The organism is Ensifer sp. D2-11, assembly GCF_054161295.1.
Genome location: NZ_CP096436.1, coordinates 36,969 through 50,079 on the forward strand (window position 1 = coordinate 36,969; position 13,111 = coordinate 50,079).

7 protein-coding genes and 2 pseudogenes are annotated in these 13,111 nt (G+C 58.6%); 6 read left to right on the forward strand and 3 right to left on the reverse strand.

What is annotated here, in order from left to right:
- Positions 1-72 precede the first annotated feature (72 nt).
- Positions 73-206, forward strand: a pseudogene (locus tag M1D34_RS31415) (transposase); the annotation flags it as partial.
- A gap of 1,212 nt (positions 207-1,418) precedes the next feature.
- On the opposite strand, the gene M1D34_RS31420 reads toward M1D34_RS31415, so the two are convergent.
- Positions 1,419-2,362, reverse strand: a protein-coding gene (locus M1D34_RS31420) for an IS630 family transposase (protein WP_498779537.1) whose coding sequence is annotated in 2 segments (ribosomal slippage) — positions 1,419-2,026 and positions 2,026-2,362 — 945 coding nt in all. Because the reading frame shifts where the segments join, the coding sequence is not laid out codon by codon here.
- Positions 2,363-2,744: 382 nt separating this feature from the next.
- On the opposite strand from M1D34_RS31420, the gene M1D34_RS31425 reads away from it, so the two are divergent.
- From M1D34_RS31425 to M1D34_RS31440, 4 genes are all read left to right on the forward strand, one after another.
- Positions 2,745-4,277, forward strand: coding sequence for a S8 family peptidase (locus tag M1D34_RS31425; RefSeq protein WP_498786515.1), 1,533 nt, complete (start codon positions 2,745-2,747; stop codon positions 4,275-4,277).
- The gene (locus M1D34_RS31430) at positions 4,270-4,932 is read left to right on the forward strand and encodes a peptidoglycan recognition protein family protein (protein WP_498786517.1); all 663 of its coding nucleotides are present in this window, start codon (positions 4,270-4,272) and stop codon (positions 4,930-4,932) included. The genes M1D34_RS31425 and M1D34_RS31430 overlap by 8 nt, the downstream gene beginning before the upstream one ends.
- A 175-nt stretch (positions 4,933-5,107) precedes the next feature.
- Entirely contained in the window at positions 5,108-6,085 is a 978-nt protein-coding gene (locus tag M1D34_RS31435; RefSeq protein WP_498786519.1) for a hypothetical protein, read from the forward strand.
- Positions 6,086-6,270: 185 nt separating this feature from the next.
- On the forward strand, positions 6,271-6,510 hold the full coding sequence (locus M1D34_RS31440) for a hypothetical protein (RefSeq protein ID WP_498786521.1): 240 nt from the start codon (positions 6,271-6,273) through the stop codon (positions 6,508-6,510).
- A gap of 149 nt (positions 6,511-6,659) precedes the next feature.
- On the opposite strand, the gene ltrA is transcribed toward M1D34_RS31440, so the two are convergent.
- Positions 6,660-8,177 (reverse strand): group II intron reverse transcriptase/maturase, encoded by a 1,518-nt coding sequence (gene ltrA, locus M1D34_RS31445; protein ID WP_498786523.1) that lies wholly within the window; start codon positions 8,175-8,177, stop codon positions 6,660-6,662.
- A gap of 603 nt (positions 8,178-8,780) precedes the next feature.
- Positions 8,781-9,262, reverse strand: a pseudogene (locus M1D34_RS31450) (transposase); the annotation flags it as partial.
- Between the two features lie 743 nt (positions 9,263-10,005).
- On the opposite strand from M1D34_RS31450, the gene M1D34_RS31455 reads away from it, so the two are divergent.
- Positions 10,006-13,098, forward strand: coding sequence for a hypothetical protein (locus M1D34_RS31455; protein ID WP_498786525.1), 3,093 nt, complete (start codon positions 10,006-10,008; stop codon positions 13,096-13,098).
- Positions 13,099-13,111 lie beyond the last annotated feature (13 nt).

A 13,111-nucleotide genomic window follows, 5' to 3' on the forward strand; every position in this document is an offset into this window, starting at 1 on the left:
GGAAGCCAGATCAATGGAGGAAAGTAGCATGGCGCATCGCAATTTGCCGCGGCCCGCGGCCGTCGCAAAGCCCGCGATCTAGCGGCATGGCTGGGATTGGTGCCTAGGCAATACTCGACCGGAGGCAAGCAAACGCTGCTCGGGCATCAGCAAACGCGGCAACCGTGCGAAAGCTGCTGGTGCATGGAGCGAGATCCTGCTTTCGACACCTCGATCGAACGCGCGATCGGATGGGAACCCGGCTCAATGGCCTTGAAGCGCGGATGCATCACCCACATAATAAAAGAGGGAGTAACGTCGAACAAGCGGTTGAGCGAACAACAAGTCTCCCGAACACGAATTATGCTCACTCAGCATGACTTGTTTACTATCACACCATTTGCGTATTGTTCATACATTAAGTAATACATCCCATACATGAGGTTGCTGCTCCCCTTGGCGGATGAGAGCATTCTCCTTGGTTTGTCGAAGATCTGAGGAGCAACCTCATGTATGGGATGTATTACGTGTGCAATTCAACTATCCATAGGATAATTTCACGTCGCTTGTCCTCGCGCCGCTATGTCCTGGTAGCCGTCAGATCACCTTTAGGCGGTGAGATGCCCGCGAGGACTTAATCGCCTCATTGTCCGTTATGACTATCAGGACACGGAATTACACTCGAGCCCACTCGGAGCTGTAGGCCTGCCCGTCGGAGTCGTTGTAGTAGCTCGCGCCTGTATACGATGTCGCGCCGCGAATCAGAGCCCGGCCGAGATTGGGTGTGAGCACCTTAATTTATCCATTGCTAAATTCGCAACTTTAACTATTATATTTCTCGCTCAACTAGATTCATAAAGAACCTCTCGTCACGCTGGATACGTCGAGGATCCGGCCTGTCTATTTTTTGAGCTCAGTTTAGGGGTCAAGCTGAGAATAATAAAGCAGTTTTAGACAAATGAGTTTAGAACAGCGGTGGCTGCGGGATTTTGTTCAAATAGCCGCCAATCTAAGCTCCCGAAGTATTTAAGTAACAGCCACAAATATGGGCTGAAGGTGCGTGATATGTGCACTCTCCCGGTCGCATTTCGTTCGAGCCAATTTGCGAACCGCGTCGGGCGCGCGATCGGGCATTTGATCGAAAATCGGAACGGCTTGCGGATACTTCCTGAGGCTGAGCCGGGCCCAATCGCTCCGGCCGTTGGATGGGGTTCACGCCGCTTGAAGAGAGCAGCAAGTCAGGTCGAAAGTGGATTGGATCGCTCTGGCCGCCAAGCTCGCCGTTGTGACTTACCATCTGCGCAAGAGGACTAAAATGCCCAAGGCATTTCGCATGATCACTCTGATCCTGCCGGAAGGCCTCTCGCCCGAGCAGTATCATGCGCTAGCGCAGCGCCTGGTCGCAAAATTGGCGGGAAGCACTCTAGAGCACGTCCACTTTAAACCGGGTCATATCCTGCTGCTGCGAAGTAGTTCGCACACTCTTGCGGCTCGAAGAGTTTGACGATGTCGCCAACGGTGTTCCACAGGGCGTCGACGGAGCGTTCGGCCCGTGCCCGCAGAAGCGCCTTGAGCTTTGAGAAGGCGTTTTCGATCGGGTTGAAGTCGGGGCTGTAGGGCGGGAGATAGAGCAGCGTGCAGCCGGCGGTTTCTATGGCCTGTCGGATGCCATCTGCCTTGTGGGCCGGCAGGTTGTCCATGACGACGATGTCGCCGGGCGTGAGGGTCGGCACGAGAACCTGCTCGACATAGGCCCGGAAAGCCACTCCATTCATCGCCCCGTCAAGGACCATCGGCGCGGTCATGCCGGAGAGCCTGAGCGCCCCGGTGAACGTCGTGGTTTTCCAATGACCGTGCGGAACGCCCGATCGGCAACGCTCTCCGCGCGGCGCGCGACCGCGAAGCCGGGACATCTTCGTGGAAAGACCCGTCTCGTCTATGAAGACGAGGCGGGCTGGATCGAGATCAAGCTGGGCATCGAACCAGTCCTGACGCCGCTTCAAGAGGTCTGGCCGCTCCTGCTCCAATGCATGTGCGGTCTTTTTTTGAATGTGAAGCCGCGCTTGCGCAGCCAGACGTCGAGGGTGCTGCGGCCGATAGAGACGGATCGGTCCTCTTCCAGACGCAAAACCATCTCGTTCAGCGTGATGTCCTTCGACGCCTCGATCATGCCGATGATGAAAGCCTCATGATCGTCGAGACGGGAACCTCCAGGTCGACCCTGCTTGGCAGCGCTCACCTGACCCTGCCGGGCGCTCGCGATCCAGGCAATCGCCGTCGAAATCCCGATCCCGAACCGCGCTGCAGCCGACCGCGCGGACATCCCACCAGCCGACGCAGCCAGAACCCGGTGGCGAAGATCATCACTCAATGCTCGGGCCATGTTCCCTCCGACAAATCAAAGACAGGAGGAGGGAATCACAGAACGCTCTGAAAAGGAATCCTCACGCCGATTCCGCTTTCATCGGACGCGCTCTAGCCAGAGCCAGAGCTGCGGAATCAAAAGATAGCAGGAGTTTCGTGCTGCTGTCTGAAATCGAAGGTGCGCCTCCAGAGATGGCCGCCGTGCTCAATGATTCGACTTGGACTCTGACGTTGCCCGTTTCAGCCAATCTCGGCGCGGATACGCTTACCGCGTCGGCGCAATCTGTGGCGGGGGGTAGAGAAGTCCAAATAGAGGTTCCGCCCGATTACCAAGCGGAGTGATGATCCCGTAAGCGCACAAGTGCGACGGGACATGCATTGGTCAACAAGGAGGGATGCAAATGGCGAGACCAGGATTTTCCCGCGCTCAGGAACAGGTTAACATCCTGCTCAAGTTCCCGTTGGAACAACAGGTCGGCAGCGACACGATCGCGGCATTGACGGATCCCGACCGAGGCGTACGTCGAGAAGCGCTCGCGCGAATTGAAACTTATGAGCAGGATTACCGACAGAACGCAACCGATGTCGTTCGTCGGATCGTTGATCGCGTCGCGCCGGTGGCGCCATCTTTGGGCATTGCAGCTGAAGCGTCCGGTGCAAGCTACCTTTCGATCGATGATCTTGATCCGAACATCGGTCCGCCGGAGGGCGTGCCCATTTACAATCCCTATACCGGCGTGTTGTCCGTATATCCGGAGTACGGTATAGCAGCTGAAGACGCCGTCCAGAGCATCGAGATGGCGGTCAAGGACGATGACGAGGTCGAGGGCGTGGAGCCCGTGGCCATCTATCGGGCCATCGCGGCGCTCGACGCAAACCTGCAGACAATTCCGGAAATTTCGGGTTTCGACCGTGGCGGATACGGCATGGAAGAAATCGAATTCCGCGAGGCCGACGCCAGCCTTCTAGCCGAGACAACGGGGGAACACATTCCTTGGGGTATCGACCAGATTGGCGCACGTGCAGCCTGGCGGCGGGGCTACACAGGTCAAGGGGTTTTTGTAGCCGTGGTAGATACTGGCATCTCCCCTCATATTGATTTGGCGGAGCCTGTGCGCGGGGCAACCCTCATCCCCGGGAGCAATTCATACAATGACGACCACGGCCACGGCACACATGTCGCTGGAACGATCGCTGCACTGAAGGAAAACTCGCGCGGCGTCGTGGGTGTGGCCCCCGGCGCCCGGCTGCTGGCAGTCAAAGTGCTGGCGCGGGACGGGTTTTCACGTGGGGACTCGGTTGCGCACGGCGTTACCTGGGCAGCCAACAATGGTGCTCGTGTCATTAATCTGAGCTTAGGGAGCCGTGCCGCTTCGAATTCGCTGCGCCGGGCTGTCGTTTACGCTCGCTCGCGCAACGTGATTATCTGCGCCGCCGCTGGAAATGACTATGGGGCGCCGGTCTCCTATCCCGCCGCGTTCGATGACGCCTGTATTGCAGTCGCAGCAACCGATCGCGAGAACCGAAGGGCTCCATTCAGCAATCGCGGGCCGCAGGTCGATTTGTCGGCACCGGGCGTCCTAATCCGTTCTACCCATCTAGGCAACGGTTACCGGGAGATGAACGGCACTAGCATGGCCACACCGCACGTATCCGGAGTGGCGGCAATTGTGCTCAGCCAACATCCTGACCTCACACCACTTGCCCTTCAGCGACACCTTGAAGCGACTACCACGCGGCTTGGCGCGCCTGATCAGTACGGACGTGGTCTGGTTCACGCGGAGCGCGCAGTTGCGAGGCCTGTGTCAGCTGCGACTACAGTTGTCAGCGAGCCGCCTCAGCCATTGGGCGGCACGGCCGTTACGGCGATCCGTTCACGTGGACGCCGTTCGGGTGCGCGTTCTGAAAAATCAATGGGAGCGGAAAATGTCTAAATTTGATTGGGCCCCTGTAGAGAGCTCTTCAGCCGGCTGCGGTTGCCGCCAGACCCATAGTGCTTTTAGGGCGACGGACATTGTGTTCCCCATTGGAGCCGCTGAAGCGGCGCAACCCCTAGTTCATGGAACTGACTCATGGAACGCACGCCCCGCGCGTCAGCCGATCACTCTCTTGAACCGGCGTCCCACGGGTATCGTCATTCACCATACTGCGAGCGCCAACGTGGCGGACGGGTCGCTTCCACACGCCAAACAGCTCGCACGCAACATCCAAGCGTTCCACATGGGGCGAAGAGGCTGGATTGACACGGGGCAGCATTTCACAATCAGCCGAGGAGGCCATGTTCTTGAAGGCCGTCACCGCAGTTTGGAAGCTGCGCGAAGTGGTCAGCGTCATGTCCTGGGCGCGCACGCGGAGAACTGCAACACTGAGTTTGTCGGAATCGAAAGCGAAGGCACTTACATTGAACGGCTGCCCACAACCGCGCAATGGGGAGCGCTGGTTCAACTATGCGCTTGGCTATGCAAACAATACAGTATGACCGCTGACAACATAATCGGGCACCGTCAATGCAAGAGCACGGAGTGTCCAGGCGAGAGATTCTTCGGGAAACTCGACCGGTTGCGAGAGGACGTTTCCGCTGCTTTGTAGGATGGCTGGGCCACAAGGGCTTCCGGCCGAAACATGCAAACGAACCAGCGGAGATTTCCGTCCGCTGGTCACAATGGCCTGGCTATGTTGCTTTGCAGACTATGCCGGATGGGACCGCGACGCAAGAGCCTCAGGATCCGTTAGCGGTTCCTCATGTAACGGGAGGGGCACACAAATGCAGGAGGCCGAACTCAAACCAATCCAGAAGCGGAAACCGCAAAATCGGAACATTGCTCCGGAAGACGCAACTTCGGTCAAACGCAGCGATGCCATCGAAGCTTCCTCTCCTGCAGTGATCCTGGAAAAGGATCCGGCGATCTGCCTTGTTTACCACGTAAAGGACAGGAGGAACCGCTATCTTCAGAAGGAGGAAGCACTGCGCCTTTATGGGGCAACCTCGCGCGACGCCGTCGTAGCGCGTACATCTGCCGTCCGTATCTGCGGTGACGGGGACTCGTGGATAAACATTCTATGGCCTTTGTCTGGTCTGGCTGGCTACCACCCTACCCTCTACGACATCCTCGAAGGCCGGTACTACGCGCCGAACGTGGCTTATCCGGGCGACACCTTCGAGCAGATGCTGGTGAAGAAAGACTACCGCAGCTTGATAAAATCCGCATCGTTCGACTTCTTCATCTTCTCAGGAGGTGGAAACGATGTCCTTGGAGGTGGTGCACTCACGCAATTGCTTAGATCCCGCGGTTCCGGAACGCCCAGCGATCCGAGGAGCTTCCTTCGCCTGGACATTCTTGAGCGAACGGTACGCAAGCTCGAGGATGGCTACAACGAGATCGCGCGCGACGTAGCGATCCTTTCCAGCCCCAAACGAACGCAAATGCTTGTGCACGGCTACGACGTGCCGAAACCGGTCCAAGGAGGCGTGTGGCTGGGCGGACCTTTCACCCGCCGCGGTTTCAGCCTTACCCAAGATGCCACCATCATCAAATCCATTCTCACATATCTCGTCGACCGCTTCTACGACATGCTTGAACGTGTTGAACGCGCGCAGGATAACGTCACTGTGGTTCACCTCAAGGACGTGGTCGGAAACCGTTGGAACGATGAACTTCATCCCAAGCGGGCAGCGTCTCAGGATCTCGCAAAGAAGTTCAGTAGAGTCATCGACGCACTGTCAGCCGTGCCAGTTGCGTAAATTGCTGTGTCAAGAAGAATGCTAACGCCGCATCGAAGAAATGCGCCGGTAGAGGCGAGAGATTTGGGCTGACCATAAAGGCCCAGATGGAGGGACGCCAAGGAAGGCGAGATGGACACCCGCTGTGGCTAGGGCAGTGTGCCCTTGGCCCCGCGATCCTGACGAAGAAAATCGAGAGGTCTGTGATGACGGTCCGAGCTCTTTTGATCTCCGGCGGAGTGTCGCTCTTAAACGCGACCTTTTCGGTTTCTCAAGGTGTTACCACCACATACGATGGTCTTTGCAAAGCCTCCGCGGCAGTTTATCTGGATTCGGACCGTTTTGTTGTTGCCAGCGATGAGACCAATGTTCTTCGTATTTATCTGCGTGGTGATCGCTCATCAGGCATCCCCTTGGATTTTCAAGCGCCAAGCGGCGTGAGTTGACGCCGACGGCGATGATCACGGCGACGGAGACGATGCGGCCGCCGCGGCGCACCTTCAGGTAGGTGGGGATGAGTAGGCGATACGCGCCTTACCGCATTACGGCGGCAGGTCTCGCATCGCCTCTCGCCGAACCGGACGTGCGCCTTTCGTTACGCATCCGGCTCTCCAGAAGACATGGCAAAGTCAGGCGTATCCATCCACGCGAGACGATATCTTTCGACAGGTGTCCAGCAGAGCACGTGCTGCTCAATGGATCCCTCTCCCCAAACTCGCCTCGTCGCCCGGCGTTTGCTTGGCTGTTTTGAGCCCCACAGTTCGCTCGGTGTTGCCTTTGGACGTTTCTTACGTAGCCAGCAGTACAGACGCAGGCCAATGTACCAGTCTAGAGCGACAAATACCCGGCCGGCACCTACACAGTAGCGATAGTAATTCGCCCATCCGCTAGTGATGGCATTCACCCCTCGAAGCTTTTCGCCAAGACTGACGGATATGCTATCACGTTGCGTCAGTTGCTTGACTTTGTGACGCAGGTTCGCGGCCTTTGTCTTGGGTATTTCGACGCGCGGGCCGTAGCCGTAGCGTTTGTCCCAATGCACGCTGAAGCGGAATCCGAGAAACTCGAAGCCCTCTGTCATGGCCGTAACCTTCGTCTTTTCCGGCGACAGCGTCAGTCCAGTTGTCTTGATCAGGTAGTCGGCCAGAGCAGATTTCTCTGCCATTGCCTCCTCCAGCGACCCGGACACCAGAACCACGAAGTCGTCGGCGTAGCGCACGGGGAGATATATACAGCGTCCTGCTATACGATCGCTGTCCCGGGCGCTCGCCGCTGCCGCCACCCCGTTGCTTTTGCGACGGGCTTGGGTCTTTTTGCGGTGATAGGTCCACCTTTCATACCGCTCCTCGATCGCGCTAAGGGCGATGTTTGCGAGCAAAGGTGAGATGATCCCGCCCTGAGGGGTACCGGCGTCCGTCCGGAGGAACTGATCCTCCGTCAAAACACCGGCCTTGAGGAATAATCCGACCAATCGCACCACTCGTCGATCACCGATGCGCTTGCGCATCCGCTGGAGCAGGTGATGGTGATTGATATTGTCGAAGCATCCTTTGATGTCCCCTTCAATAACCCAAGGATATGGCAACCGGTCTCGCCGGGTGTCCTTGTCCCGCTTCTGCGGCAGGGCTGCCCGGCGAATGTACTCCAAGGCACCATGGGTGTTTCTGCCAGGTCGAAACCCGTAAGAGACATGCCAGAACTGTGCCTCGAAGATTGGCTCCAAAAGGATCTTAACCGCGCCTTGCACGACGCGGTCCCTGATGGTGGGGATGCCCAAGGGCCGGAATTGCCCCGGTTTCCCGGCCTTTGGAATGAGCTTGCGTCTGGCCGGACTTGGCCGATATGCGCCGCTGCGCAGATCCGCTTGGAGATCGACCAAAAAGCGCTGTTCACTCCTGTTCCGGATGCGCCCCACCGTCATCCCGTCAACCCCAGCCGTGCGCCCACCTTTGTTGGAGGCAACGCGCTGCCAGGCGTGCCGCAGCACCCTGAGGTCGGTCAACCAACCCCACATGTCGCGCCACTGGTCGTCGGGATTAGCCTTACTCCACTGATAGAGTTTGCTTTGAATGCCGAGTACCCAGACCTTATCGGTCCGATGATCCGTGTCCACAGATCACTCCTCCGTCGTTACAAGCCTATCGTCTTCCTGCTTCCCTTCGCCCTGTGCGTGGCTTTCCCACACTCCGACTACTACGAAAGCTCCGCCCTTGGTGTTGTCCATATCTGGCCGTCGCAGCGAGCCGGGCAGACAATCCAAGTTCCCGTGTTCCGACTTCCAACCTTGTGCCGTTAGGCGGTGAGCTCTACCCCGTGCGATGCGGGAGATGGGGCATAGGAGCCAGTCCCATCTCGGGTCTCGTCGAGAACCCGGCCGTAAGGATCGATGAGCCTTACCGCCTCTGATCGCTTTTTTTCGTGCTCCCACGCCATCACGCTAATGGAAGCGATATCTGTGTTTCGAGGCTTCTGACGCTCACTTTGTTGTCTCGCCATGGGCATTGCGGTAGCCCGGCCCGCGGTTGATGGCCCGCATCCGGTACAGTTAAGGCCAATCTGCTTATGCAACCCAACCGACGACGCCCGGTCGAGCTTCTTGGCCCCCTTCAATCCACTGCTCCTGTAAATCGGGCGGCATCGCAGCCGCCGGTTAGAAGTCGGCAAGCTTGAGAGGTCACGCTAACTCATGCGCACCTCCCGCGCCGCACGGCGCACCATCGATCCACAGATACGGCCAGTCGCCCTCGATCGGCCGCTCGAGGAAGGCCTTGATCTTGCCGTCGATCTCTTCGCACAGCCGGCTGACCTGCCTCTCGGAGATGCCGCTCATGCCCATGGCCTTGACCAGATCGTCGACCGAGCGTGTCGAGATGCCCTGCACGTAGGCCTCCTGAATGACGGCGGTCAGCGCCTTCTCGGCCATGCGCCGCGGCTCCAGGAAGCCCGGAAAGTAGGAGCCCTTCCTGAGCTTCGGAATGCGCAGCTCGACGGTTCCGGCGCGGGTCTCCCAATCCCGCTCGCGGTAGCCGTTGCGCTGCGCCGTTCGCAGCGGGTTCTTCTCGCCATAGCCGGCACCGGTGGCGGCACCCACCTCCAGTTCCATCAACCGCTCGGCGGCAAAACCGATCATCTCGCGCAAAAGATCGGCGTCGGGGGACTTCTCACGAGCGCACGCACGTTCATCATGTCGTCGGTCATCGGTGGTTCCTTCGAATCAGGTTGGTGTCAGCAACCCGACCCTACCGAAGAACATCGATGACCACCGCTACGTCGCCCGCCCACTACGGCGCTGTTGAGGGCGCGCTCGCGAGCGGCTTCGCTACCGCCGAGCTACACCACCTGTAGGGACACGACCGGCCACTGGTAGAACCTGGTCGAGTTGTAACCGGTGTTTAACCCGGCGTTGTCCCGTTTGCCGTGATCTGGGATAGGCTTCTCATGGATGAATAAGGGAGGCTCTCCTGGGAGACTAAATTGGTGGTTCTCACGACCGGGAAAGCCAGACGTAAGAGGCATCGCCAAGGCCCGGATGAGGTAGGCGCGGATGCGTCGGATAGTCTGCGGCAGGGCGTGACGTTGAATCGGGGTGGCAGGGCGCTACGGAGTCAAGCCGAACCGCTTATCTTGGTGGCGAACGATGGCGCGGCATGGCAAGGCAGTTGGCCGCTCCGCAGAATGCCGTTGAGTTTGCGGCATGGTTGTCGAGGGACGTCTGCCGCCGAGCCGCCCGGGAGGTCAGTCGTCCCGCGACCATCGTCGGTGCTATCACGCTCCGCCTTGAGGAGGGCCTGTCTGCTGCTCGCATCGTTACGATAGAGAACGGCAGTAAAACCACTTTTACTTGCGTGCCGAATATGGGATACTAAATTAGCAATCGCATAATTTTGGGAAAGCTATTTTTAAAATTTCCTCTAACAGGCACTTCCACACGGGGGACGGCGGTGGGTCTGGCGATACCCAGCAAACGTGCTTCTTTGCTCAATGGCGTCGTACCGGCGGTGGTTTCAGCATTGTTTTCGCTGCTGACGATCGCACCGCAGACCGGGCACGCGCAGCCGAGTGACTTTCCCGCAGCGTCCCTCGTACCGCGATCACAGCCGGGCTGGGACACTGCGCCCGATGGAGCTGATCTTGCGGCTCCCGTCGACGAACCCCAGGGCGGAATGACGGAAGCCGGTACTCCACTTAGCAAACGTGATGAAGATTGCTTTCCCGCCGAGGAACGAAATCTCTTCGGCGATGTCGACTTGGTCGCTGGATTCGACGGTAGGCTCCATCCGTTCGACTACCGGACCAATGGTTCGATTTTGCCTGACGCACGCAATGCGATCAGGGGAAAAAACACGTGGATCCTCTGGGGCGAAGGCAATGACGTCTTTTGGAATTGGGTGCAGCAACACGGCTTCGGCCTGACCGATTTTCTCGTGCTGGTGGATTCCAGAAATCGCGCCGTGCGATTTGCAAGATTTGGCCTCGTCAATCAGCCGGGAATGAAGTCGCGGACCGACAGAAACAAGCGGGTTCTTGGGCTCTATATCGACCAGGCGGACGGCGACAAGATCACGCTGAAGCAACCCGACAGCGACATCGATCCGAAAACGCAGGCGCTCGCCGCCCGCCCGGCGTCCGGCCTACACTGTCAAGCGTTCGAGCCATGGGACACGGATCAGTATGGCAAGGTAATGACACAACTTCCCGACGACGGCCTCGACCCTAACGTCTATGGCTATCCCAGCGGTATTGTCGGGCTTCGGTTGATGCCAAATCCGGATTTCTTCGGCAAGACGGACGCTGCGGCGAAAGCGCGGCGATATTGGAAGGAGCGCGTCGAAGATGCTCCCGGCGACCCCTATTATACGGATATATCAGTCAACGCAGACCCGCAGCTTGTCCGGCCCTTTCGAGCGAGCATGTCCTGCGGCTTCTGCCACGTCGCCCCGCATCCTCTCAATCCGCCGACCGATGTGGAAGCACCGCAATGGAGCAACCTGTCGACGACAATCGGCGATCAATACTGGAACCCCGTTGCGACGTTCGGCAACCTCAAGACGCCCAAGAGTTTCCTGTATCATTTCCTGGCCAGCCAGCAACCGGGCACCATCGACACCTCGCTGGTCAGCACCGATCACATCAATAATCCCAACACGATCACCCCGGTCTTCAGCGTGCCGGCGCGCTTGGAGCGGGCCTTGCTGAATCCACCCGAAATCCAAAGCCGATACAATCTTCTCGTCCCCCAGATCGAAGCCCTGCCAGCGGGCGCCAACCCAAGGCACACGCCGAGAGTGCTGCTGGATGGTTCGGACAGCGTCGGTATCTTCGGCGCCTTGTCTCGCGTCTATCTGAATATCGGCGCCTATTCCGAAGAATGGAAACGCGTACAAAATTCCATCGTGGGGTTCAGGCCGCAGCGTCCCTTCGCCGTCGCGACGGCTTTGAAAAACTCCGTTTACTGGCGAACGGGCGATAGATACCGAATTCCATATCTGACCGCGTTCTTCACCTATCGAAGCAAGAGCGACGGCGAAAGCGTCACACGTCCCATGCACCTTGCCGATATCCCCATCGGCAAGGCCATCATCGATCGGGAGCGAGAGGACGCTAAGTATGGCCGGAGAGTGTTCGTCGAAAACTGCGCTATCTGTCACTCGAGCAAGCAACCCGCAGGCTTTGCGCTGCAATTTTCTCGCAACTGGGCCAGTGAAAATAAGCGGAACCTCGACCGCTCAGCCACGCTGATCCTGCCGATGGATTTCGACGACTGGGAAGGTTTCACGAAAAGCACGCGTTATCGTGAATATGTCAGAGACATAAGCGCGCTTGCGGGGCAGCCGCCGGCCCTTCAGCCTGATTCTTTCCTCAAGGACAATTTCCTGTCGACGGACATAAGGGTGCCGATCACGCTCGTCGGCACGAATTCCGCCCGTGCGGTCGGCACCAATGCGATGCGAGGCCAGGTTTGGGACAACTTTTCCTCGGAAACGTACAAGTCGCTTCCACCGGTCGGCGAGGTCAGGTTTTTCAACCCCTTCTCCGGCAAACCGGTCGATCGCTGGGGCAACAACGACAGCTATGCGCCTCCACCCGGCGGACCGGGATACTATCGTCCGGCCTCTCTGGTCAGCCTTTGGGCGACTGCGCCTTTCCTGCACAACAACACATTGGGGAAATATACTGGCGATCCATCGGTCGAAGGTCGACTGAAAGCCTTTGACGATGCGGCCGACAAGATCCTGTGGAAAGAGAAACGGGAGGCGAGTTCGTTCCGCCTGCCGGGCGATCTGCGCGGCCGGATGACGCTGGCCGATGGCGATCGTGGCTTCATATATCGGACTGACCGGCCGACATGGGTCGATTTCCCGGGCCGCTTCATCCGCCCGCTCGTGACGGGGGTGATCGGCCCCTTCTGGACGTCCTTTCTGGCGACATACCTCTGGGGTGGCGTTGCTGTGGTGTCGTTGGCTTTGGCGGTTGTCGGGCGCCCGCGCCATGCAGGCTTCGTGTTCGCACTAATAGCGGTGTTCGCCGCCGCGGGCCTGCTTGCCAGTCGGGCGGACACGATCTATCCGCTGTTGTGGCTGATCCCTTCGCTGACCGCCTTAGCAGCGGCGCTTCTGTGGTTCGTCGCTGCGCGCCATCTGTGGGCGGGCCGGATAAGCTTCATCGTGTTTGCCTTGGCAAGTGTTGCGGCTGGCGTGCAGGCAAACGCCTTCGTCGATGGCAGGAAGGGCGACCTGACAATCGGTCCCCTCCCCACCGGCACGCCCGTGAGCCTAATCATGAACATGAATCCGGAAGCCCCGACAGGCGATTTGATGCAAGCGGTCTTCGGCATGACTCGCGGCATCCTGCGAATCCGCAAGGATTCGCTTCCCGACGGCTCTGCCTGGGAGGCCTTCAGGGCCGAGGCTGCCGACGCGCTCATGCGCGTGAGCAAGTGTCCCGATCTCGTGCTCGATCGCGGTCACTGGTTCGCCGACACGTTGCCAGACGAAGAAAAGCGACAGCTCAAAGCATTTCTGAGAACACTCTGATTTTCGTCTACGG